The 22,752-nt window shown below is 42.4% G+C and carries 20 protein-coding genes and 4 pseudogenes; 9 read left to right on the top strand and 15 right to left on the bottom strand.

What is annotated here, in order from left to right; translation table 11 throughout:
- The first annotated feature begins 2 nt into the window (after positions 1–2).
- Together dusC and XBJ1_RS04145 are read left to right on the top strand one after the other, a co-directional pair.
- A complete protein-coding gene (gene dusC / locus XBJ1_RS04150; RefSeq protein WP_012987529.1) occupies positions 3–944 on the top strand; it encodes a tRNA dihydrouridine(16) synthase DusC in 942 nt (313 codons plus the stop codon).
- A gap of 377 nt (positions 945–1,321) precedes the next feature.
- Positions 1,322–1,570 (top strand): GlsB/YeaQ/YmgE family stress response membrane protein, encoded by a 249-nt coding sequence (locus tag XBJ1_RS04145; protein ID WP_012987528.1) that lies wholly within the window; start codon positions 1,322–1,324, stop codon positions 1,568–1,570.
- 78 nt (positions 1,571–1,648) lie between these two features.
- Here the strand turns inward: XBJ1_RS04145 and sseA are convergent, their stop codons facing one another.
- Together sseA and XBJ1_RS21260 are read right to left on the bottom strand one after the other, a co-directional pair.
- Positions 1,649–2,488: a 3-mercaptopyruvate sulfurtransferase gene (gene sseA, locus XBJ1_RS04140; protein WP_012987527.1), complete on the bottom strand. Its 840-nt coding sequence runs from the start codon at positions 2,486–2,488 to the stop codon at positions 1,649–1,651.
- Positions 2,489–2,548: 60 nt separating this feature from the next.
- Positions 2,549–2,704, bottom strand: a complete 156-nt coding sequence (locus tag XBJ1_RS21260; RefSeq protein ID WP_012987526.1) for a lipase chaperone — start codon at positions 2,702–2,704, stop codon at positions 2,549–2,551.
- Between the two features lie 282 nt (positions 2,705–2,986).
- Here XBJ1_RS21260 and dinG point away from each other — a divergent pair, with 282 nt between their 5' ends.
- Complete coding sequence (gene dinG, locus XBJ1_RS04135; protein WP_012987525.1) at positions 2,987–5,122, top strand: ATP-dependent DNA helicase DinG; 2,136 nt, start codon at positions 2,987–2,989, stop codon at positions 5,120–5,122.
- A gap of 715 nt (positions 5,123–5,837) precedes the next feature.
- Here dinG and XBJ1_RS04130 read toward each other — a convergent pair.
- The 3 genes and pseudogenes from XBJ1_RS04130 to rhtA all read right to left on the bottom strand — a co-directional run bounded on the left by XBJ1_RS04130 (position 5,838) and on the right by rhtA (position 7,771).
- A complete protein-coding gene (locus tag XBJ1_RS04130) occupies positions 5,838–6,059 on the bottom strand; it encodes an alkylphosphonate utilization protein (RefSeq protein ID WP_012987524.1) in 222 nt (73 codons plus the stop codon).
- 189 nt (positions 6,060–6,248) lie between these two features.
- Positions 6,249–6,754: pseudogene (gene dps, locus XBJ1_RS04125) on the bottom strand (DNA starvation/stationary phase protection protein Dps).
- Positions 6,755–6,880: 126 nt separating this feature from the next.
- On the bottom strand, positions 6,881–7,771 hold the full coding sequence (gene rhtA / locus XBJ1_RS04120) for a threonine/homoserine exporter RhtA (protein WP_012987521.1): 891 nt from the start codon (positions 7,769–7,771) through the stop codon (positions 6,881–6,883).
- Positions 7,772–7,878: 107 nt separating this feature from the next.
- Between rhtA and XBJ1_RS19445 the strand changes: the two are divergent.
- Both XBJ1_RS19445 and XBJ1_RS04115 read left to right on the top strand, forming a co-directional pair.
- Positions 7,879–8,001 (top strand): annotated as a pseudogene (locus XBJ1_RS19445) (LOG family protein); the annotation flags it as partial.
- Between the two features lie 182 nt (positions 8,002–8,183).
- Positions 8,184–8,489, top strand: a pseudogene (locus XBJ1_RS04115) (GNAT family N-acetyltransferase); the annotation flags it as partial.
- Between the two features lie 138 nt (positions 8,490–8,627).
- On the opposite strand, the gene XBJ1_RS04110 reads toward XBJ1_RS04115, so the two are convergent.
- Both XBJ1_RS04110 and XBJ1_RS22310 read right to left on the bottom strand, forming a co-directional pair.
- A complete protein-coding gene (locus tag XBJ1_RS04110; protein WP_230578687.1) occupies positions 8,628–9,314 on the bottom strand; it encodes a Gfo/Idh/MocA family protein in 687 nt (228 codons plus the stop codon).
- A gap of 12 nt (positions 9,315–9,326) precedes the next feature.
- Positions 9,327–9,637, bottom strand: a pseudogene (locus XBJ1_RS22310) (Gfo/Idh/MocA family protein); the annotation flags it as partial.
- 268 nt (positions 9,638–9,905) lie between these two features.
- Here XBJ1_RS22310 and XBJ1_RS04105 point away from each other — a divergent pair.
- The gene (locus tag XBJ1_RS04105; protein WP_038198382.1) at positions 9,906–11,501 is read left to right on the top strand and encodes an ABC-F family ATPase; all 1,596 of its coding nucleotides are present in this window, start codon (positions 9,906–9,908) and stop codon (positions 11,499–11,501) included.
- Positions 11,502–11,679: 178 nt separating this feature from the next.
- Here XBJ1_RS04105 and XBJ1_RS04100 read toward each other — a convergent pair whose 3' ends face one another.
- From XBJ1_RS04100 to moeA, 6 genes are all read right to left on the bottom strand, one after another.
- Positions 11,680–12,423 carry a metallophosphoesterase family protein gene (locus tag XBJ1_RS04100; RefSeq protein WP_012987516.1) on the bottom strand — a complete coding sequence of 248 codons (744 nt, stop codon included), beginning with the start codon at positions 12,421–12,423 and terminating at the stop codon, positions 11,680–11,682.
- Positions 12,420–13,118, bottom strand: a complete 699-nt coding sequence (locus XBJ1_RS04095) for a VUT family protein (RefSeq protein ID WP_012987515.1) — start codon at positions 13,116–13,118, stop codon at positions 12,420–12,422. The genes XBJ1_RS04100 and XBJ1_RS04095 overlap by 4 nt, the downstream gene beginning before the upstream one ends.
- Positions 13,115–13,504, bottom strand: a complete 390-nt coding sequence (locus XBJ1_RS04090) for a hypothetical protein (RefSeq protein WP_143827625.1) — start codon at positions 13,502–13,504, stop codon at positions 13,115–13,117. Before XBJ1_RS04090 ends, XBJ1_RS04095 begins: the two co-directional genes overlap by 4 nt.
- A gap of 108 nt (positions 13,505–13,612) precedes the next feature.
- A complete protein-coding gene (locus tag XBJ1_RS20565) occupies positions 13,613–14,266 on the bottom strand; it encodes a helix-turn-helix domain-containing protein (protein ID WP_012987513.1) in 654 nt (217 codons plus the stop codon).
- 313 nt (positions 14,267–14,579) lie between these two features.
- Positions 14,580–15,326: a molybdopterin-synthase adenylyltransferase MoeB gene (gene moeB, locus XBJ1_RS04080; RefSeq protein WP_012987511.1), complete on the bottom strand. Its 747-nt coding sequence runs from the start codon at positions 15,324–15,326 to the stop codon at positions 14,580–14,582.
- A gap of 14 nt (positions 15,327–15,340) precedes the next feature.
- Positions 15,341–16,582, bottom strand: coding sequence for a molybdopterin molybdotransferase MoeA (moeA, locus tag XBJ1_RS04075; protein WP_012987510.1), 1,242 nt, complete (start codon positions 16,580–16,582; stop codon positions 15,341–15,343).
- Positions 16,583–16,784: 202 nt separating this feature from the next.
- Between moeA and XBJ1_RS04070 the strand changes: the two genes are divergently transcribed.
- From XBJ1_RS04070 to yeiB, 3 genes are all read left to right on the top strand, one after another.
- Positions 16,785–17,963, top strand: a complete 1,179-nt coding sequence (locus XBJ1_RS04070; protein ID WP_012987509.1) for a YbfB/YjiJ family MFS transporter — start codon at positions 16,785–16,787, stop codon at positions 17,961–17,963.
- A 208-nt stretch (positions 17,964–18,171) separates the two neighbouring features.
- Positions 18,172–18,840 carry a GTP cyclohydrolase I FolE gene (folE, locus tag XBJ1_RS04065; protein WP_012987507.1) on the top strand — a complete coding sequence of 223 codons (669 nt, stop codon included), beginning with the start codon at positions 18,172–18,174 and terminating at the stop codon, positions 18,838–18,840.
- Positions 18,841–18,855: 15 nt separating this feature from the next.
- The gene (yeiB, locus tag XBJ1_RS04060) at positions 18,856–20,007 is read left to right on the top strand and encodes a DUF418 domain-containing protein YeiB (protein WP_038198381.1); all 1,152 of its coding nucleotides are present in this window, start codon (positions 18,856–18,858) and stop codon (positions 20,005–20,007) included.
- A 51-nt stretch (positions 20,008–20,058) separates the two neighbouring features.
- Here yeiB and sanA read toward each other — a convergent pair whose 3' ends face one another.
- Entirely contained in the window at positions 20,059–20,778 is a 720-nt protein-coding gene (gene sanA, locus XBJ1_RS04055; protein WP_012987505.1) for an outer membrane permeability protein SanA, read from the bottom strand.
- 142 nt (positions 20,779–20,920) lie between these two features.
- On the bottom strand, positions 20,921–22,618 hold the full coding sequence (locus XBJ1_RS04050; RefSeq protein WP_012987503.1) for an NAD-dependent malic enzyme: 1,698 nt from the start codon (positions 22,616–22,618) through the stop codon (positions 20,921–20,923).
- Positions 22,619–22,752: the final 134 nt, after the last annotated feature.

Genomic DNA, 22,752 nt, shown 5'->3' with positions numbered 1-22,752 from the left:
CCATGCGCGTTTTGCTGGCCCCGATGGAAGGTGTTCTGGATTCTCTGGTCAGGGAACTGCTGAGTGAGGTCAACGATTATGACCTCTGTATCACGGAATTCCTGCGTGTAGTGGACAGTCTGCTGCCGGTGAAATCTTTTTACCGGTTGTGTCCTGAACTGGAGCACCAGAGCCGGACACCATCAGGAACACCCGTCAGGGTACAGCTTCTGGGGCAATACCCAGAATGGCTGGCCGAAAATGCTGTCAGGGCAGTTGAATTGGGGTCATGGGGCGTTGATTTAAACTGCGGCTGTCCTTCCAAAACTGTGAATGGCAGCGGTGGGGGAGCTACGTTGTTGAAAGATCCTGAACTCATCTACCGTGGTGCCAAAGCGATGCGGGACGCTGTACCTGAAGAATTACCGGTTACGGTAAAAGTGCGTCTGGGATGGGATTCCGGTGATCATCAGTTTGAAATTGCGGATGCCGTTCAGCAGGCGGGTGCGACCGAACTGGTGGTGCATGGGCGTACTAAAGAAGATGGCTATAAAGCAGAACGCATAGACTGGCAGGCGATTGGCGAAATCCGGCGTCGTCTTGCCATTCCTGTGATTGCCAACGGTGAAATCTGGGATTGGCACAGTGCTCAGGAGTGCATGAAGGTGACGGGATGTGATGCGGTAATGATAGGCCGTGGCGCCCTGAATGTGCCAAATTTGAGTCGTATTATTAAATATAACGAACCAAAAATGCCGTGGAATGGTGTGCTTCAGTTATTGCAAAAATATACTTATCTGGAAAAGCGGGGTGATACAGGCATGTATCACGTTGCCCGCATCAAGCAGTGGCTTGGTTATCTACGTAAAGAATATGATGAAGCCGATGAGTTATTTATGCAGATCAGAGCATTGAAAACGTCTGCTGCTATCTCAAATATTATCTTTTCAGCCGCAGAAGCATGATTATTGCTATCAATTGAAAAAACGTAGCGGCTGGGACCAACCCAGCCGCTATTAAATTATCTGCTATATCCCTTTCATCTTTATTATATTGACCGAATATTTCCCATTATACTGAAAAATATTTTGCTAACTGACCTGTGATAATTATTCATTTGAAAAAATTAACTTTTAAATTTCATTAATGGATTCTGATTTTTTAATGTTAATTTTTATATAAATATGGCTAATGACTTATAAATATCTTTTCTTTTACTATTTGCAATTCTTTTATTTAGTGTCTTAAATTAGGGCATAGAAGAGAAATATACAGTAAAACCATATTAGAGCCTATACTAAGGTTCTTAAACAAGTCATCTAATCAATTCTGGAGGTTGTATATGGGTATCCTGTCATGGGTTATCTTTGGCTTAATTGCTGGAATTATTGCGAAGTGGGTTATGCCGGGGGATAACAGTAGCGGTATCATCATGACGGTGATTTTAGGAATTATTGGTGCAGTTGTTGGTGGATATATCAGTACATTCTTCGGCATGGGAAAAGTTGATGGATTTAATCTGGGAAGTTTTGCCATTGCAGTCGTTGGTGCGATAGTTGTCCTATTTGTATACCATAAAATTTCTAATTAATCGTCTTATAAAAGCAGTAGGATTCATATGCTTGATAGGAAAAAGGGCATGATATTTTAATGCCCTTTGCCGTTTTATCTATTTTTCTAACGGAAGAGAATCATCGGCACCCCATTCAGCCCAAGAGCCATCGTATAATCCCACTTCTTTGTGACCAATCATATCCAGCCCTAATACTAAAACTGCGGCGGTCATTCCAGAACCACAGCTAGTCATTATTGGCTGTTTTAAATCAACGCCTTGCTTTTTGAATATAGCTGCAATTTCGTCTGGTGACTTATAACTTCCATTATCAATCAATGTTGTCCACGGGACATTTTTTGAGCCGGGGATATGCCCCATTCTCAAACCGGGGCGAGGTTCTGGTACTTTGGCCTGAAAACGGTCTTCGGCTCTGGCATCAATAAACTGTATTGGTGCTTTATGATGGAGAGCATCAAGGATCTGTTCCTGAGAACAGACTTTTTCAGGGGTGAATTGGCTATTGAAAATTTGGGGCTGACGGGTAACTTCACCTGATTCCGTTGGATAACCCATTTGCTGCCAACCCTGTAACCCCCCTTCAAGAATACGGATATTGCGAGTGCCAAAGATCTTGAAAGTCCACCATGCTCGTGGGGCAGAGAACATATTTCCCTGATCGTAAATTATTACCAGATGGTTTTCACTGATCCCCATCGCGCTAACGGCCTGACGGAAAACCTCCGGTTCTGGCAGCATATGTGGCAGGTTAGTCTGGAGATTGGCGATTTTATCCAGGTTAAAAAACTGGGCACCCGGAATATGGTTATCCAGCCATAACTGGTGATAATCGATAGTTTGGGTAGGCATGGGGGCGCTGGCGTCAACAATGACGACATTCTCATCATGGAGATGGTCGTTTAGCCATTGCGGACTAACAAAATATTCATTTTTCATGAGCGTTCTCACATGATGTTGCAATGCCGGATATTGCAATAAAAGCGGATGTATTGACGGTTATTGTTGCCCTATCGGGGCGTTTTCCTGCTGTGACTGCTGTGGCTCTTCTACCGGAGTTGTTGAGCGAGTGTACATATTCAGCCCTGCCAAAAAGACACCGCCAATAGAGCCGAGGGAAAATAACACGATGATAATAAGCAGGATTTTTTTCATCTTTAGTTCTCAATAAGATTTTTAATCAGAATTTTTAGCCGCTATATTTTTAAAAGCTATATTTTTAAGTCGTGGTTCTCAGTGATAGCTTCTAGTCATGATTTATAGCCGACACGGAAAGCCAAAAGTATATCGGCTTCTGTATTCCAAACAAGTAATAACCGATTTTCTTGCTTCTTCAATGAAAAAGCTGGAAACGTGTTCCCAATAATAGTGATATAAAGCTGATCTGATAGTCATCCTATGGGAGAATAGCCCTCCAATTTTTATGTAGCAAAACTCATGGCACTTTCCAGCGCAATAAAAAATCAGATCAGCCAATGGTATAAGGCGTTATCCATCCATATTGATGGCTTCATTCCACGCGAGCCTCAACGTCAGATGATTGCAGAGGTTGCAAAGACACTGGCAGATGAAGAAGGACGGCATTTGGTGATAGAAGCCCCGACCGGGGTTGGTAAAACGCTGTCTTACCTGATCCCGGGTATTGCCGTCAGTCGGGCGGAAAAAAAGCCGCTCGTGGTCAGTACAGCCAATGTTGCTTTGCAAGATCAGATTTACAGCAAAGATTTGCCGTTGTTACGCAAGCTCATCCCTGACCTGAAATTCACCGGGGCTTTTGGCCGTGCGCGGTATGTTTGCCCACGCAATCTGGAAGCTATCTGTGCTGCGGAGGGGGAGCAGATTGATCTGATGCTTTTGGTCGAAGACAAAACTGAAATCGCCAATAGTGAAGAACGGGATCTGTGTCGTAGGCTGCGCAGTGATTACAGCACTTTTATCTGGGATGGCCTGCGTGACCATCATCAACTGGCGCTATCGGATTCTCTGTGGGCAAAGGTCAGCACCGATAAAATGAATTGTTTGGCGAGAAATTGCCAGTTTTACCATCGCTGCCCATTTTTCCTTGCCCGTCGGGAAATTGAAAGTGCGGATGTTGTTGTTGCCAACCATTCTCTGGTCATCGCTGCACTGGAAAATGAATCCGTTTTGCCGGACGCGAAAAACCTGCTGCTGATTTTGGATGAAGGGCATCATATTCCCGATGTTGCAAGGGATTCACTGGAAGTTGAAGGCGAAATCACGTTATTTCAACTTAATGGGCAGTTGGATACCTTTGTTCGTAATGTAGAACAATACTTGCTTCAATTTCGCCCGACAAAACCGCCAGCTTTGGCAAATATCACCCGTTTGCAGGCGCATTGTGAAAAAATTCGTGAATGTTTTAAAGAGCTGGCGGATATCACACAGGTATTATTGCCGGAACGCCGTGAAGCAGCAGAATATTTATTTGAACTGGGAAAATTACCTGAAAATTTGCTGTTATGCTGCCAGCAATTATTCAAACTTACTGATGGGGTGCGTGGCCTGTCTGAAGCGATTGTAAATGATCTTACCGATCAAACAGCCAAACAGGATATTGTCAGGTTGCACCATGCTATTCTGCAAACCAGCCGAACATTGGGTTACTTTGAGAATATGGTGAAACTGTGGCGTTTAGCATCACAGGAAGAATCTTCCCATGCACCAATATCGAAATGGCTCACTCGCCGTTATGAGAAAAACCAATCGCATCTTTATTTTCACTGTGCAGGCATTCGAGTCAGTGAGCAATTAACCCAGTTGTTATGGCGTAAGATTCCCCATATTGTAGTGACATCAGCGACATTACGCTCTCTAAATAGCTTCTCTCGTATTCAGGAGCTGACAGGGCTGCATGAAAATTATGATGATCGCTTTATCACCTTGTCATCTCCTTTCGAACACGTACGTCAGGGACGTATTATTATTCCCCTGATGACGCAGGAACCCACTATTCAAAATGAAATGCAGCATCTTGAAGAAATGGCGCGTTATTTTCGTTCGCAGATACTGATGGGAGCCTATCGGGGAATGCTGGTGCTATTTAGCAGCCAGCGTGCAATGGAAGGTTTTCTTACTTTCGTAAAAGAATTGCGGCTTATGTTATTGGTACAAGGTGATCAGCCGCGTTATCGATTGGTGGAAACTCATTGCAGACGTATTGATGAAGGGCAGCCCAGCGTGCTGATTGGATTACAATCATTCGCGGAAGGGCTGGACTTAAAAGGTGATTATCTTTCACAAGTACATATCCATAAAATAGCTTTTCCTCCTGTGACCAATCCGGTCATCATTACGGAAAGTGAATGGCTGAAATCCCTGAAGCGATATCCTTTTGAAGTACAAAGTTTGCCGAGTGCGTCTTTCAACCTTATTCAGCAAGTGGGAAGATTGATCCGCAGTCATGAATGTTATGGTGAGGTGGTGATTTATGATCGGCGCCTACTGAACAAAAGTTATGGTTCCCGTTTGTTGAATGCTTTACCGGTATTTCCTATTGAGCAACCGGATGTGCCGTCAGAAGATGAATTACTGCAAATGAAAAAAGGTCAATAACGCGAGGAAGCGTTATTGACCACGATAAGTTATGCTAACTTCCCGTTTTGGAATTAAGCATAAATATATCCTCCTAAACAAGAAAATAAAACAATAACGCACAAGGTGATCAATTTTGTATATTGCGACCTTGATAAATTTATTAATGATATTAAAGAGTAAATGCCTGAATAATAAAAAAGTAATATCGTATTTGATTGGGTTATTATAATATAATACAGGCCGCATATTGTAAATAATAAAAGACACAGGCTGTAATTAATAAAAATAAATTTTCTTTTTGATGAGAAATTAACAAGATAAGATAGGTGTTTATTTTCTATGTGAATGATATTGTAGAAAAACAGAGTGAATATATAGAGTGTAAAACTGAGATGTATTATTGTTATATAGATTTTTCTATTTGGTGTTTGCTGATAAGTAATATAGCAAACCAGATAGGAAAGTATCACTGAGATAATTAAATTTATTCTGTCAATTACAATCCAAATAATTACTTATGTTTTTGAGAATTCGTTTATTTTCCATTGTGCTGCAACTTGAAAGTTATTGGATAGCTATGAGGAAGGGATTAACATTTGCCGAAGTTAGTCTTAATTATAAATTTTCTAATGTTATTGTTTGAATATTATTATGTTTCTTCATGAAAAAGGATAAATAATATAATAATTAATATTATTTATCCTTTAAGCAAAAATCGGTTTGTAACTGCTATTTATCCAATTTTCTTTAAGAAGCAGGTTTTAAGCACTAATCCTTTGATTTTATCTGAGTTACATTCAACTTCATCTTCACGGTGAGTCAGACGAATGTTTTTGATCAATGTGCCGCGTTTCAGCGTCTTAGAAGTACCTTTGACTTTCAGATCTTTGATAACCTGAACAGTGTCACCATCATTTAATAATGCGCCGTTAGAATCTTTGACTTCGGTATCCATCGTATAGCGTCCTCATGTTGATTTTTAAATCAAAAAGAGATTATAGAGAGAAAAATGATTTTTTTAAAGGTTAGTCTAATCTTTGACATTGTAGCGGCTATTTTTCGATGTTTTTTCTTATTGGAGATTATCCGTGATGCAGAAAGGCCGCAGATGCGGCCATAAGATAATGAAAAATAATATTTTTATTTATTGCTCAATATTTGCTTCGATAAACCATAAAAATTTGTCGAGATCACGGGAAGCTGCGGTAAACATATCCGCCGTATCTTCATCTTCTGCATTAACAATCGCCGACGGATATCATTTGCAACAACGGCGTAGCGGTCTGCCAATGCTTTTAAGTGATCCTGCACATCATGGATGCCCGTTGGGTAATTTTCCAGCAGGGTTCGGCTGTGAACCTCCTGAACGGTTCCTGACGCGGTGCCGCCCAATTGAACTGCACGTTCTGCGAATGTATCAAGGTGATCAGTGAGAGCAGTGCGGAAACCATCAAGCATCTCATGGATGGCAATAAAGTTTCTGCCACGCATGTTCCAATGGGCTTGTTTAGTCATCATGGAGAGGTCGATAAAGTGGATCACCATATGATTCAGGGCAGTAATCGATCTCTGCTTTACATCTTTATTAACGTTGTTGCGGGTATAAATCAGGTGGGAAGTGTTGGGGTTGATTAATTTTGCTGTACTCATAATGATGTTCCCTTAATGCCGTATAATGAGTTATCTCATCGGATGAAATAAGATTAGTTGATAACTCTCCGGGAGTCATATTGCTTGTCTCTATTACATTGATAGTTGATATACCCTTCATATTGATTATTCTAATTTTTCTATTTTAGTTTTCCGCTTAATGGTTGAGGTAGAGCCTATTGAAGCGAAAATAATACAGAACAGGGCGATCCACTGAGTCATCGTCAAATGCTCATTCAAGAAGATAATCCCTGATAATGCTCCCAAGGCAGGTTCAAGGCTCATTAATGTCCCAAACGTTTTGGCAGGTAATCGGGTGAGGGCAATCATTTCCAGTGTATAGGGAAATGCGGTAGATAAAATGGCGATCCCTAGTGCAATAGGCAGCAACGAGGGATCAAACAGTAACTCAGGGCCAGTTTGTATCAATCCCACAGGGAAGAAAATCATAGCGGCAATCAATGATCCAATGGAAACTGTTGCAGCCCCGTAGCCGGCACCAGCACGTTGCCCGAAAATAATGTAGAGTGCCCAGAAAACACCGGCTCCCAGTGCATATAAGACTCCGATAGGATCAAGTGTGCTGACGCCATCTCCGACCGGTAACAGAAAACCTAATCCTGCAATGACCAAGGCGATCCAAAGGAAATCCAGCGGGCGTCGGGAAGAGAACATGGCAACAGCTAAAGGCCCCGTAAATTCAAGCGCAACAGCAATACCAAGAGGAATACGGGACAATGCCATGTAAAACAAGTAATTCATTGCGCCCAATGAAATGCCATAGGCAAAAAGAGGAATAAGAGACTCTCGCTGGAATTTCAGACGCCAAGGTTTAAAAATCAGAAATAAAATAATCGTCCCCAACGCCAGCCTCAGGGCGGTGACACCAGGTGCGCCAATGACATGAAATACTGTTTTGGCCAGTGAAGCACCCGCTTGAATTGATGTCATTGAAAGTAATAATAAAACGATAGGAAGCAGTGGAAAAGAAGCCGCCCGGTGTTTGGAAAAAGACATTTACAGAAAACCTCGGTTACAACATGTTATCTAGGGCTGCCATCTTCGCAGCGAAACAGGCGCAACTCAACTGTATTATCAGTTGTGTAACTTATAATTAAAAAGTAATGATTGAACTGGCAGAGGATTTTGTGGCACTACCCGGCGGCTTTGGCGCGCTGGAAGAGTTCAGTGAGGTCTTTACTTGGAGCATGATTGGCTGGAATAATAAACCGTGTGGCACTTTCAATAATTTCAGCATTAAGGACTAATTATGATAATAAGATCGGCTTTCATACGGGATATTGACGCTATTTTGTCACTCTATAACGTTTTATTTAGTGAAATGGCTGAATTGCAGCCAGATAGGCTAAAAGGCTCGGAGCAGGATAGAAATTTAATTATTTCTTAGAAAGATAATAATAAATTTCATTTATTGGTTGCGGAAGATGATAATGGTGATATTAAAGGATTTTCCATTGCGCAAGAGCAAAATACGCCACCGTTTAATTGTTTGATACCACGAACTTATGGTTATGTTTTTGATTTGATCGTCAGTCAGGATGCCAGAAGTCAAGGAATTGGTCAGCGACTGTTAGCTGGAATGAAAAAATGGACACAAGAAAACAATTATTCGCATTTGGAATTGACAGTATTGTCGCAAAATTTTGAAGCTATTCGTTTTTATGAAAAAGAAGGATATAACGAAGTTAATAAACTGATGTCAATTACTCCGTAATAAATTAATAATTTATTTCACTATCAGAACAATATTCTGATAGTTGATATATTTTTATTTCTCCTGTTGTCATCTTTAACATTAATGTTTTTCAAACACTTGCTAAATACTTTGGCCAGCCGATGCTGGCCTGACGGGTTATGGTTCTTTGTTTTTTATGTATAGGGCAGTTCGATACTCTTTTAGAACTTCATCAATAACCCAACTGGTTCTTGCGGCGGCTTCTCCATTGGATGAACTGATATCATTGCGCTGCAATTGATGAATAACCGTTTGAATAAATGGCATCTGAATATGTTTGGGGTTTTTAAAATGGAATTGGTGCAGCTGATTATTTTCGTCATAATATGAAATAGCTGCATCACCGAATGTCGCAAACGTGATTTTGCCTTTTGTGCCGATAATTTCTACTTTATCTTCACGGTCGCCAGCGACAAAATTCCATATACCAACGCCTTGGATATGGTTTTCAAACATAAATGACATTGAGACACAATCTTCCGCCGGATAGGCTTTTGCCTGTGAATTGGCATGCCCTTTGACCGAAACGATTTTACCCAACAGAAAATCCAATATATCAAGTGTATGGCAGGCTAAATCGACAAATAACCCACCACCGGATATTTCTGGTTTTACGAACCAGGGTAAATTATCAGGATCTTGGTAGCGGGATTCCATTTCTCTGAAGAGTTGGCAATTTACAATGCGCGGAGTACCAATGGCACCTGAATCAATTAATTCTTTTATCTTTAGGAATCTTGGTAGTGCTCTTCGATAATACGCGACAAATAGCGGCACATTCTGAGAACGACAGGCAGCGATCATTTCATTGCATTCTTCAAAGGTCAGCGCCATGGGTTTTTCAACGTATACTATTTTTCCGGCTTGTGCAGCCAGGATAGTATATTCTTTGTGTGTCGAGGGGGTGTCGCAATGTATATCGCATCAATTTCAGGATCATTAACCAGCGATTCGGCATCAGAATACCACTTTGGGACATTATGCCGTTTGGCAAATTCTTTTGCTAAATTGGCGTTGCGCCGCATAACTGCAATTAATTCTGAACCTTCCAGTTTATAAAAAGCAGGGCCACTTTTTACTTCTGTTACATCACCACAACCAATAATACCCCATCTGATTTTTTGCATTTTCTTTTTCCGGTATATCAAATTGTTGAGCCGCAAAATTCATCGAAAGTCTATAATAATTATTGGCCTTATTCTATGTTTTCTTAGCGGGCAATTCAGGTTGTTTCATAAGAAAATTTTATTTATTTTTTTATGTGAACGGGGTCTGTGTTTTGGTTTTTGAGATAGAGGTCGAGGTATTCTGGCGATACTTTTTTCTTGTTGTGTCATAATGCGCGACTATCGATTTTTTCCAAATTCCCTTTTATCCACTTTAAGAGCAAAAGTTGTGTTAAGTACAAACAACATCACCATGCAGTTTGGCAGTAAGCCACTATTTGAAAATATTTCTGCCAAATTCGGCAACGGCAATCGTTATGGTCTGATTGGCGCGAATGGGGCGGGTAAGTCTACTTTTATGAAAATCCTGGGTGGAGATTTAACGCCAACCGCCGGTAATGTCAGTCTTGATCCCAATGAGCGATTGGGTAAGCTACGTCAGGATCAGTTTGCTTTCGAAACCTACACGGTGCTGGATACTGTCATCATGGGGCACTCGGAACTGTGGGAAGTTAAGCAGGAACGTGACCGCATTTATGCCTTGGCAGAAATGAGCGAAGAAGACGGCTATCGTGTGGCTGATCTGGAGGTCGCCTACGGTGAAATGGATGGCTATAGTGCAGAGGCACGTGCGGGAGAATTGCTGCTCGGTGTCGGTATCCCTGTGGATCAGCATTATGGTTTGATGAACGCGGTGGCACCGGGTTGGAAACTGCGTGTCTTGCTGGCACAGGCACTGTTTTCTAATCCTGATGTTCTGCTGCTCGATGAGCCAACCAACAACTTGGATATCGATACTATCCGCTGGCTGGAACAAGTGCTCAACGAACGTAACAGTACCATGATTATTATTTCCCATGACCGCCATTTCCTGAATATGGTCTGTACTCACATGGCAGATCTGGATTATGGCGCATTGCGTCTGTTCCCGGGGAACTATGATGAATACATGACTGCGGCGACGCAGGCTCGTGAACGTCAATTGGCAGACAACGCCAAGAAAAAGGCACAGATTGCCGATTTACAGTCATTTGTTAGTCGTTTCAGTGCCAATGCGTCTAAGTCTAAGCAGGCAACGTCCCGTGCTCGCCAGATTGACAAAATCCAGTTAGAAGAAGTGAAAGCTTCCAGCCGCCAAAACCCGTATATCCGCTTTGAACAGGAGAAAAAACTGTTCCGTAATGCGCTAGAGTTGGAAGGTGTCACCAAGAGCTATGGTAACGAACCACTGTTTAAGAACCTGAACCTGCTGATGGAAGTTGGCGAAAAAATGGCGGTTATTGGTGAAAACGGTATCGGTAAAACTACGCTGCTGAAAACGCTGGTAGGTGAAGCAGAGCCGAACAGTGGTACGATCAAATGGTCTGAAAATAATACGATTGGCTATTATGCGCAGGATCACGCCAGCGATTTTGACTGCGATCTGACGGTATTTGAATGGATGAGTCAGTGGAAGCGCGAAGGAGACGATGAGCAGTCCGTGCGCAGTGCGCTGGGACGTTTGTTGTTTGGTCAGGATGATATCAAGAAGAAGGTCAAGGTACTGTCCGGTGGTGAACAAGGACGGATGCTGTTCGGTAAACTGATGATGCACAAACCGAATATTCTGATTATGGATGAGCCAACCAACCATCTGGATATGGAATCCATCGAATCCCTTAACCTTGCGCTGGAACTTTATCAAGGTACGTTGATTTTCGTTTCCCATGACCGTGCATTTGTTAGCTCATTGGCAAGCCGTGTTTTAGAAATGAAATCCGACGAAGTGATTGATTTCAGAGGGACTTATGATGAGTATCTGAGAAGTCAGGGAATTGCTGAGTAAAGTCTTTTTTCTGCCCGCATGATCTTAAAAGTGAATATTATTTTTCAGTTTGCGTATTGAGGGCGGAATGGCTGAAGTGAATACAAGGATGTAATTCCCCGATAAAGTACCCTATCAGGTATCAACCAATAAGTAAGCGCCTCATATGAAGCGCTTTTTTACTTGTCGTTATTGACGATTAATAAATACATGAAGTGATAGATAAATCTGGTGAAAAATCTATAACATTAAAGCCAAAGCCTTTTGAAATTTTCACTGTATTGGTGCCTGATAACCATTGAAATGAAACAGCAGGAGAAACACATGCTGTCATATTATTATGATGCCAAACGCGGGGTGTGTGTGCATGACCGCTACCAATAAATTTAACCCTATGTTTCTCACAAAGTTCCAGTATTGCTTTGGCATTGTTCAGCATGCAGCTATCTACAATTGGCGTACCAACCGGCATGGCATGATGATGCATAAATATAGCGATATTAAAATTGCTGTTTGTGATAATTTTTCTTTCTAATTCAGCAAGGTTATCTTGAGTTATAAAACCATAATCTTCTCCTTCAACGACAGTATCGACGGCAGTTATATACCAATTATCATTGTTATATTCACGGGAGGAAATAATGTATTTTGGTTTTTCTTCCGCCAGTGTTATTTCAAAGTTTTTATTGAGATCATGATTGCCGAGTATGGAAATATAAGGTGTTTTTAGTGACTCCATTTTATTCAAAAAATATCTGTAGGCCTCAACATCACCATCATTTGCAATATCACCGGACACGATAATTAACTCTATTTCAGTAAGGTTCTGTATTCTATGTATTTCCTCACAAACAAAATCAAAGTTATCATACGTATTTACATCAAATAGTTTTTTATCTCTGTTTCTGGTCAGGTGTATGTCTGTCAAATTAACGACTTTCATTTTTTATTACCTCTGAAGAAAAATGGATTATATGATATGCCCCAATCATATACATCAGCCGACTCTAGTTTTTTGACTTTATCCGCTAAGATGATCCCTATAGGCAGAAGAATAATGGACATTACGACTTTGTAAGACCATGTTGTTGTGATTATTGTTATTAATTCATTGAAATTATATTTTGAAGAGAGGCTTATAGGATAAGCCGATAACAGAAGAGCTGCCTGAGTGGTCATCGAGGCAATGAGATACCTGATGAAAAAGAACCTGCCAAGAAAGACTTTTTTCAGGCTGGATATAACAAATCCGTTAATAAAGTAAGAAATGGGTACAGAAGTCCATGTTCCTACCATAACACGCCAAAATTCTCCGAATAATGACTTAAAATTCATTGATATCTGATTGTTTTCGGGTTGCATATGCGATGCTACAAAGATAACCATGACAAAGATTGATTGGCATAACACCATGATCCAGACCGTTTTTACACCTTGCCGGTATCCATAAACCTCTGTCTGAATCGTGGATATAAGAAAGTAAAACGAAAACAAAATTCCACTAAATGTAATTTTAAAATCATAAAAGTCTAGTGTTTTATATACAAGAACATCACAAGTTATCATTATTGTTACAGATAGAGAAATAAACAAAGAATCATACTTAAACTTTGAATGAGTGGGGTAATTCTGAGTCATTTGATTACCTTTAAATTTGGGGATTTAGAGGGTTTTATTTTTTCAGCTTTTGAGATCTCGTCAGATATTTTCCTTCCATCTTTTAATCCTGACATATAGGCTATTCTCACAAGACTCGTTGGATCTATTTTTTCTACTATATTCTGTTCTATAAGCAGTTCTTTTTCATTAATTTCTCTGCGAGAATATGCATTCTGTATGATGAATGAAAGATCTCTTCTCTCCTCTATTATTTTGAATTTTTGTTTTTCTCTCATATCATATTCTTCAAACCTTGCTATAAATATGATATCTTGAGGATTGATATTGTATAACAAATCGCTTTCAAAAATATCTTCTGCTTCTGCTTTTGCTTTTATGCATGTATGGGTGCCTAGTTCTTTCAAGATATAAAATCCGTTTTCCTTTATAGGCTCGAATTTTTGCAAACTGTATATATAACGAGTTTCGAATATTTTTTTGAGAAAACTTATTATCTTAACCACAATTAAATCCTATTTTAAGTTTCTAATTGATCTAATCACAACTCCAATTATTGTGTAATTCTGCGTTAAAACTGTTTTCCGTTCGTTCTCAATGCCTAATATTGAAAAGTAAATTCCACTTTCGCCGACAAAAACTTGTCTAAAACAAATGGGAGCATCTTTAATTTTTACGAGAACGACATCACTGTCACAAACTGCCTCGGTTTTAGAAACTATTGCGATGGTGTTACTGTCAAAATAGGGAAATAAAAGGTTATTTCCAAATTCTACGGCAAAAAGAGAGTCTTCATGATTATCCTGAATACTGAGCTTATATAAATTTTTAGTGATTATTTTGCCAGATACGTAACCATCCAATTCATCATACCTAACCAGAGGTATTGATGAGATAATTTCTTCATTTTTATTTGATTCAGATAATTTTCCATCGGTAATTTCACCCACATTCACACCAAATACATCTGCAATTGATGAAACAGTAGCAATAGTGGGGTTTCCAACTCCACGTCTGAGGCTGTTGATAGTCGCAATTCCGAGACCAGTTAATCTGCTCAGAGTTTGTGAGTCTATGTTGTTCTTTTTAATCAAAAAATCAATGTTTTTAGCGATGTTGGATAACAAGGCATCAGCTTCCGTTGATTTTTTATCATTCAGTTCTTGCATTATATAATCTCATTGATATTATATTATCATTGATGGTGATTTATAATACTATGTTATCTATTAAGATTTTATAATACAAGAATTCAACATCAGGGAAATCTCACCATAGCCCGAATACGACTCTAAGGAAGAAATATAAAAGAAAGGAGTAATGTCTTTATGTGATTATAACATGAGTAGACGGGTAAGAAAATTTGATTTTCATCAGACAACGTTATCAAATCATCATCAATATTTTTATTCCCCTTAACCCACGTTTTTTCAGGTAGGAAAGGCAGTGAGTATAGAATAGGGTTTGTTGTTAAAATTAGCTTTAGCAAACCTCACACTGAGGATCTTTAGGCAGCCTGATCTCACGAAATTGCAGGGTCATGGCATCGAACAATAACACTTTGCCACGGCTGACTTTCCCGTATTGAGTCAGTAACTTAATCGCTTCCATCGCTTGCAGGGAGCCGATAATTCCCACCAGTGGCGCCATCACGCCCGCTTCAACACAGGTCAGGCTGTTTTCACCAAATAACCGGCTCAGGCAACGATAACAGGGTTCATCCGGTTGATAAGTAAACACGGCCAGTTGCCCTTCCATGCGAATAGCAGCACCGGAAACCAAAGGGACTTTTCGCTCGTAACACAGGCGGTTGAGCTGTTCGCGAATGGCAACGTTATCCGTACAATCCAGAATAAGATCATGTCGGCCAATCAATTCATTCAGTGATGGATCATCCAATAATCCCTCAATGGGATGTAAGGTGACGTGCGGGTTTATTTCCCGTAGTGTCTGGGCGGCCGAATGCACTTTGGGTATACCGATGCGCTCATCGCGATGAAGGATTTGTCGTTGCAGGTTGGAAAGGGAAACAGCATCAAAGTCCAGCAGAGTGATTGTCCCAACGCCAGCCGAAGTAAGATACTGGGAGGCGGCACAGCCGAGACCGCCTATACCGACAATCAACACATTGGATGATTTTAACTTTTCCTGTCCGTCAAAATCGAAATCACGCAGGACAATCTGCCGATTGTAGCGCAGGATTTCTTCATCGGTGAGCTCGATAACCATTATTTTCCCGTTACCTATTGGTTTTTCAGTAAGTGGTTGAAAAATTCGATTTGCACTGTTTCGCCGGTCGTAATATGCCCGCGCTCTCGTTCCAGCACAATAAAGCAATTACCGAGGCTATATGAGCTGAAAATATGGGAACCCTGATGTCCGGTGGTTTGTACTTCTAATTCGCCATGTTCATTAATGGAAGCGGTGCCGCGTTGGAAATCCAGCCTGCCTGGGGACTTTTTCAGTGGTGTGATGGCTTTAGCATTGAGGCGCATTGGCGGTTGCCATGCTGTAAAACCTGACAGACGGACAATCAGCGGTTGTACCAGTTGATAAAAAGTCAGCACGGCTGAGACAGGATTTCCCGGTAAACCACAGAACCACGCGTTTTCCAATTTGCCAAACGCAAAAGGTTTGCCGGGCTTAATAGCCAGTTTCCAGAAATTGATTTTGCCGACTTCTTCCAGAACCGGTTTGGTGTAATCCGCTTCACCGACAGAGACCCCGCCACTGCTAATCACTAAATCTGCTTGTTTATCAGCTTCGGCAAAGGCATTGCGCAATGCGTCAGGGTTATCGGGGATCACACCGAGATCGATTACCTCACAATCTAGTTTTTCCAGCATCAGGCGCACAGCAAAACGGTTAGTGTCGTAAATTTGACCTGCCTGTAATGGTTCACCAATCGCCTGTAATTCGTCACCTGTAGAAAAAATGGCAACCTTCAATCTGCGAATAACCTCAACCTTTGCAATGCCCAGAGAGGCGATCACCGGCAACTGTGCTGTGGATAGTTTGGTTCCTTTTGGCAATACGACCGCATTCTGAGTGATATCTTCTCCAATGGTACGGATATTCTGCCCTTGTTGAATGGGATAGGAGAATCGAATATCTGTTTCCGTAACTTCAGCCTGTTCCTGCATTATCACCGCATCGGCACCAGCGGGAATAGGAGCGCCAGTCATGATACGAATGCAACTGCCGGCAGGCCATTCTCCTTGAAATGGTGCACCGGCGAATGCCTTGCCTGCTACTGGCAAAGCCTGATTTCCGTTTAGATCGGCAAGACGAACAGCATAACCATCCATTGCTGAGTTATCGAAAGGGGGAACGTTGATTGGCGAAATAATATCTGTAGCGGTGATCCGGCCAGCGGACTGCGTCAGGCTGATAGTCTCTGTTTGAGTCAGGGCAACGGCTTGTGCCAATAGTTTTTCCAGCGCTTGTTCGAGCGAGATTAAGCCTGAGGTATGACAATGATCCATAAAGAACTCCCAATATGCCGCCAATAGCGGATAAACGTTTATTCCTGTGCTGGCCGCATTATGGCAAAGATCGCTTTGATGGGGAATTGTTGCCACATCAGAGAAAGAACGAAATGTTACGAAAAAAGGTGTATTATATTTATGATTTGTTATAACTGAATAATGTCAATTAAAACAATTAATCCCATTATTTTTAATCACTATGAGAAATCAAATTATCACTTCTGGCCGTCGTCATTATCAAGCTTTCCAGATTGCATTGAGCGGTTTTCTCGCTTTAGTTGTTGCAATGGGAATAGGACGCTTCACTTTTACTCCACAAGTTCCGCTGATGATCGCTGAATCCCAATTCACACTGACGGGAGCGGGAATTGTTGCTGCATTTAATTACCTTGGTTATCTGGCTGGCTCTTATGATGCGATGCGAGCACAGCGATTCGTGGAATACCGCCTGTGGAGTGGGCTGTGGGGGGCGGTGATTATCACGTTGCTTTCGGCACTGCTGGATGGGCCAATATTGCATAGTATTGCTCGCTTCTTTATTGGCTGGGCGAGTGGTTGGACGTTGGTATTGGTCGCTGCATGGGTAAATGATGAACTGGCAAAACTGAATCGTCCGAGATTGAGTGCCGCTGTCTTTGCCGGAACAGGAATGGGAATTTTGATTAGTGGTGTGCTGGCTGTTGGTATCCAATCTTGGGCGATGGGCGCGGCCAAGGCTTGGGTGATTTATGGCATGTTGGCGTTGCTATGCAGTATCTATGTCAGTCGTTATCTGCCGCGTCGTGGTGAACTGCACCGCCCACAGACTAACGTCCAAAAACTTATTCTGACACCGGAAATCAAACGGTTGATATGGAGTTACAGTCTGGCTGGATTTGGTTATATCCTACCCGCCACATTCCTTTCTCAAATGGCGACAGAGCGTTTTCCTGACAGCCTGTTTGCACAATTTGTCTGGCCGATATTTGGTGGCGCTTCTGTACTCGGCATTGTACTGGGAATTTTGCTGAGCCATGTATCGACTACTCAAATCCGCTTGGCGATCACCTTGTGGCTTCAGGCGATTGGAATATTGATTGCTGAAGTGCTGCCGGGTATTGGAGGCCTTGTGATCGGGGCATTGTTGGTGGGAGGGGGATTTATGTGTGTCGTGCAACTGGCCTTGTTGTATGGACGTGAATTAGCGCCGAATCATGCTCGTTATATGGCGGGGCTGCTGACCACGGGTTATGCGCTGGGGCAATTAGTCGGGCCAATGTTTTCAGCTACTTCGACGTGGCTAACGGGCAAACTGGAGCCTGCTTTGTATATCGCATTTATTGGTCTGGTCGTTGCGGGGTTACTGGTCTTCAGGCGCAATCAGATCCACAGTGAGTAATCCAAATTTGGCGCATTGATATTGATAACGTGCAGATAGAGTTGTACACAGATACAATGTAAACACATACCACGCGAGTGGATACCATGTCAGCAGGTGTCTTGTGAATCCGTATTGTATGTAAGGTGTTAGATTCACAGATATCTGCGTAAAATATGCGTCTCGATTTCCCGTCAAGTAACGGAAAGTATTATTCTTGGAGAAACTGATGTCATCCCTAAGTACAGAAGCCGCTCTGGTGCACTCAGCACTGGTCTCCCGTGGCCTTGAAACCCCATTGCGTGAACAAACTCTGAAACCAGAAGTGCGTAAGGTACTGATTCAGGAACACATGACAGAAATTATGAAACTGTTAAATCTCGACCTGAGTGATGACAGTCTGGCGGATACGCCGAGTCGTATTGCAAAAATGTATGTAGATGAAATATTTTCAGGATTGGATTACAACAACTTTCCGAAAATCACCTTGATAGAAAATAAAATGAAAGTGGATGAGATGGTAACGGTGAGGGATATCACGCTGACCAGTACCTGTGAACACCATTTTGTCACTATCGATGGCAAAGCCACGGTTGCTTATATCCCTAAGGATAAGGTGATTGGCCTGTCGAAAATTAATCGGATCGTGCAGTTTTTTGCGCAGCGCCCACAGGTGCAAGAGCGGCTGACACAGCAGATCCTGATTGCACTGCAAACGCTGCTCGGTACAAATAACGTTGCCATTTCCATTGATGCTGTTCATTACTGCGTGAAAGCCCGTGGCATCCGCGATGCGACCAGCACGACGACGACAACTTCTCTCGGCGGTTTGTTTAAATCTAGTCAGAATACACGACAGGAATTTTTGCGTGCCGTGCGTCACCTGCACTTATCATGATGAACTCTTATTATCATGGAAAAGAGTGAGGTAATGGGTCAGCGGATTGAGGCACTTGATAGTGTGCGTGGTTTCGCTATTCTGGGAATATTAATTTTGAATATTTTCAGTTTTGCCTTGCCATATGCCGCTTCTATGAATCTTTTTTATACAGATCCGATCTCATTTTCTGATGTGATGACATGGTCTGTCCTGAGTCTTCTTACTCAGGGAAAATTTTTATTCATTTTGACTTTGTTATTTGGTGCTTCACTTGAATTACTATGGCAGCGAGGGCGTGAATGGAATATTCCCAGACTGATTATACTGGCTGTTATTGGCTTGTTGCACGGTATCTTGCTGTGGGATGGTGATATTTTACTGTTATATGGTATTGTCGGTCTTTTGGCATGGCACTTTATCCATACTCGTCATAGATTGTTTGGTAAAGGAATTACTTTTTATCTGTTTGGTTTGATGATGTTTTATCTTCTGGGGTTGTTTCCAGTGGGAGAAAATAGTGCCTTCTGGCAGCCAACACCGCAGGATATTTTTCATGAAAGTCATTGGAAAACCCAGGGTGGGTTATTGGCTATCGAGTATCGTTTTCGTCAGGTAAGTGGCATGATGATAGTGGTTATCGTGCAATATGGTTGGCAAATGGTTGGGGTGATGCTCTGTGGGGCGATGCTGCTACGCAATGGCTGGCTGAAAGGGGAGTTTAGTCTCAGCCATTACCGCAGGGTAGCATTATGGCTACTTCCGTCAGGTATGGTCATTCAGGTTATTGCTCTGTCCATACAGTGTTTATATCCCTTCAGCTATTTTGCCTCATGGACTATTCGTCATACTATCTCCGAACTGGCGACGCCCTTGCTGGCATTGGCTTATATCGCGTTGATTTATGGTTTTTGGCCAATCATTTCCCATTGGCGAGTGAACTTCTGGTTACGACAAGTTGGTAGAATGGCGCTGACCAGTTACTTGCTGCAAACTTTGATTTGCACCACGATTTTTTATCGTTGGGAATTTTTTGATCAGTTTACCCGTTTGGAATTGCTGGTGTTTATCCCGTTGGTCTGGGCTTTCAATATCTGGTTTGCCTGCTGGTGGTTAAAACGTTATCAGCAAGGGCCGATTGAAAAGCTCTGGCGTGGTTTAACCAGAAAACTGGCTGGCAGGGTTTAAATGAAAAGGTAAGAGCCTATCCAATAGGCTCTTATGCTATTTCTACGTTTATTAACTGCGGGGCTTTTTCCTCAATTCCTGTAACTCTTCTGGCGATACGGCAGGATAGCCTTCAATACCTGTCGGGATGAGAGTTTCGCTGGGAATCGGTGTTAACGGGCCTAAAAAGCGAGGTTCCCGTTTCAAAATATAAAGGTCAGCCAAGGCTCCGAGGCGTGCAAATACTTCCCTGAAACGTATGATCATCATATTCTTGGGAGAAGATACGGCATAACATTGTGCGTCTATGCCCATATGCATGGCAATAAACAGGGCGCGTTCACAGTGGAAACGCTGAGTAATGATAGTAAAGTTGTTGGCATTAAAGACCTTACGAGTCCGGACAATGGAATCCAACGTCCTGAAGCCAGCGAAATCCATTATTACTTTGGAAGCCGGAATTCCCGCCTTGATAAAATCTTTCTGCATTGTAATGGGTTCGTTATAACTGAGTTGGGCGTTATCTCCGCTCAGTAACAGGTAATTCACCTTCCCGCTGTTGTAGGCGTTAGCAGCCCCTTGAATACGGTAGAAATAATACTGGTTATAGGCGCCGGATGTGTAATATTTGGACGTGCCGAGTACCATACCGACTTCTCGTTCAGGAAGCTGGTTGAGGTCATCATAAATATAGGGGGCGGTTTTCCAGCTAATCCAGCGGTCAAGCATAATGACTGTTAGTATTAAAACAGCCATGATGAAAACCAGCCCGGTAATCAGGCGCTTCCACATTGTTTTTCTTTGCCTTGTGCGTACTCATGATTCAATGTCTTAAAGGCTACTTTACTTGAAATATTGAAGCAAGCTTTCGTGCGGTAATAAAAGCCTGCCAACTCCGTTGGCAGGCTTTTAGCTGATCTTAACAGGTCTTAGATCAGAATGAAGTGCGTTTATAGACGCGATATTCTGGTTTCCAGAAATTGCGCTCAATGGCTTGCTCCAGCGCATCTTCTGACGTGACGGTAGCCATGCCTTGAATCTGGGCTTTTTTCGCCACTTCTTTAGCTATTTTGCGGGAAACGTTTTGAATATCATCAATCGGTGGCAGTAATGGGCCTGAACCCGTTTGTGCCAACGGTGAACAATCCGCCAATGCGCGGCTGGCTACCATCAACATATCATCCGTAACACGTCTGGCACCGGAAGCAATGACGCCCAAGCCGATGCCTGGGAAGATATAGGAGTTGTTGCACTGTGCGATAGGGTATTCCTGACCATCATATTTCACAGGGGCAAATGGGCTGCCAGTCGCGACCAGCGCTTTGCCATCCGTCCAGTTAATGATGTCTTCAGGGCGCGCTTCCACACGTGATGTCGGGTTGGACAGTGGCATGACGATTGGACGCTCACAATGTTTGTGCATTTCACGGATAATCTCTTCCGTGAACAGACCCGATTGGCCGGAAACACCAATCAAAACGGTAGGTTTGGCATTGCGAACCACATCCATCAGTGAAATGCTGTCATTGCTGACATCCCATGATTGCAGGACGCTGTTTTTCTGTACCAGTACACTCTGGAAGTCCAGTAGGTTTGGCTGTTTATCAGTCAGCAGCCCAAAGCGATCAACCATGAACACGCGGGCGCGGGCCTGTTCATCGCTCAATCCTTCAGATTTCATCTGAGCGACGATCTGTTCGGCAATACCACAACCGGCAGAACCTGCTCCGAGGAAGGTCACGGTTTGATCTCTCAACTGGCGTCCTGCGGCGCGGCTGGCGGCAATCAGGCTGCCGAGGGCAACGGCTGCTGTGCCCTGAATATCATCGTTGAAACAGCAAAGATCATGACGATAGCGTGTCAACAGCGGCATAGCATTGGTTTGGGCAAAATCTTCAAATTGCAGCAGCACGTTTGGCCAGCGGCGTTTCACAGCCTGAATAAATTCATCGACAAATTCATCATATTCTTTGCCGGTAATGCGTGGGTGACGCCAGCCCATATACAGTGGGTCATTCAGACGCTGCGGGTTGTTTGTACCAACATCCAATACAACTGGCAGAGTGTAAGCTGGGCTGATCCCACCACAAGAGGTATACAGCGAGAGTTTACCGATAGGAATACCCATGCCGCCAATGCCCTGATCTCCCAGACCAAGGATACGTTCACCATCGGTAACAACGATGACTTTAACATTCTGCTTGGTGGCATTTTGCAGCATGTCATCGATAGACGCTTTATTTGGATAGGAAATAAACAACCCACGGGCACGGCGATAAATATCAGAGAAGTGTTCACATGCTTCACCCACCGTAGGGGTGTAGATGATAGGCATTATTTCGCTGAGATGGGCATCAAGAAGCCGATAGAACAGGGTTTCGTTGGTGTCCTGAATATTTCTTAAATAAATGTGTTTGTCACCGTCACTTTTAAAATCGCAAAATTGGCGGTAGGCACGCTCGGCTTGTTCTTCTATCGTTTCAACTATCTGAGGTAATAAACCATGTAAGTTGAAATTGCTGCGTTCTTCTTCAGTAAAGGCACTGCCTTTATTCAGAAGAGGAAATTCCAACAAGATAGGGCCAGCGTAGGGAATATAGAGAGGACGTTTACTTTCGTGTTCCAGTTCCATGATACTTACTCTTTGGACTAATCAATAACAAAATTATAGATCCTAAGAAGATAAAAAAAATAAGTACAGTAAATATTATTTAATTATGTTTATCATGAGCAGAAATGAGAGATAACTTACAGAATTAGCTAATT

Source organism: Xenorhabdus bovienii SS-2004 (assembly GCF_000027225.1).
Taxonomy (GTDB): domain Bacteria; phylum Pseudomonadota; class Gammaproteobacteria; order Enterobacterales; family Enterobacteriaceae; genus Xenorhabdus; species Xenorhabdus bovienii_C.
Note: the sequence above shows the minus strand (reverse complement) of the source record. Positions and strands in the feature narration are given on the sequence as shown.

Excerpts from the sequence above, each read along its gene's own strand:
- dusC (WP_012987529.1), top strand. The coding sequence starts at position 3 with ATGCGCGTTTTGCTGGCCCCGATGGAAGGTGTTCTGGATTCTCTGGTC.
- XBJ1_RS04145 (WP_012987528.1), top strand. The coding sequence starts at position 1,322 with ATGGGTATCCTGTCATGGGTTATCTTTGGCTTAATTGCTGGAATTATT.
- sseA (WP_012987527.1), bottom strand. The coding sequence starts at position 2,488 with ATGAAAAATGAATATTTTGTTAGTCCGCAATGGCTAAACGACCATCTC.
- XBJ1_RS21260 (WP_012987526.1), bottom strand. The coding sequence starts at position 2,704 with ATGAAAAAAATCCTGCTTATTATCATCGTGTTATTTTCCCTCGGCTCT.
- dinG (WP_012987525.1), top strand. The coding sequence starts at position 2,987 with ATGGCACTTTCCAGCGCAATAAAAAATCAGATCAGCCAATGGTATAAG.
- XBJ1_RS04130 (WP_012987524.1), bottom strand. The coding sequence starts at position 6,059 with ATGGATACCGAAGTCAAAGATTCTAACGGCGCATTATTAAATGATGGT.
- rhtA (WP_012987521.1), bottom strand. The coding sequence starts at position 7,771 with ATGTCTTTTTCCAAACACCGGGCGGCTTCTTTTCCACTGCTTCCTATC.
- XBJ1_RS04110 (WP_230578687.1), bottom strand. The coding sequence starts at position 9,314 with ATGATCGCTGCCTGTCGTTCTCAGAATGTGCCGCTATTTGTCGCGTAT.
- XBJ1_RS04100 (WP_012987516.1), bottom strand. The coding sequence starts at position 12,423 with ATGAAAGTCGTTAATTTGACAGACATACACCTGACCAGAAACAGAGAT.
- XBJ1_RS04095 (WP_012987515.1), bottom strand. The coding sequence starts at position 13,118 with ATGACTCAGAATTACCCCACTCATTCAAAGTTTAAGTATGATTCTTTG.
- XBJ1_RS20565 (WP_012987513.1), bottom strand. The coding sequence starts at position 14,266 with ATGCAAGAACTGAATGATAAAAAATCAACGGAAGCTGATGCCTTGTTA.
- moeB (WP_012987511.1), bottom strand. The coding sequence starts at position 15,326 with ATGGTTATCGAGCTCACCGATGAAGAAATCCTGCGCTACAATCGGCAG.
- moeA (WP_012987510.1), bottom strand. The coding sequence starts at position 16,582 with ATGGATCATTGTCATACCTCAGGCTTAATCTCGCTCGAACAAGCGCTG.
- XBJ1_RS04070 (WP_012987509.1), top strand. The coding sequence starts at position 16,785 with ATGAGAAATCAAATTATCACTTCTGGCCGTCGTCATTATCAAGCTTTC.
- folE (WP_012987507.1), top strand. The coding sequence starts at position 18,172 with ATGTCATCCCTAAGTACAGAAGCCGCTCTGGTGCACTCAGCACTGGTC.
- yeiB (WP_038198381.1), top strand. The coding sequence starts at position 18,856 with ATGGAAAAGAGTGAGGTAATGGGTCAGCGGATTGAGGCACTTGATAGT.
- sanA (WP_012987505.1), bottom strand. The coding sequence starts at position 20,778 with ATGTGGAAGCGCCTGATTACCGGGCTGGTTTTCATCATGGCTGTTTTA.
- XBJ1_RS04050 (WP_012987503.1), bottom strand. The coding sequence starts at position 22,618 with ATGGAACTGGAACACGAAAGTAAACGTCCTCTCTATATTCCCTACGCT.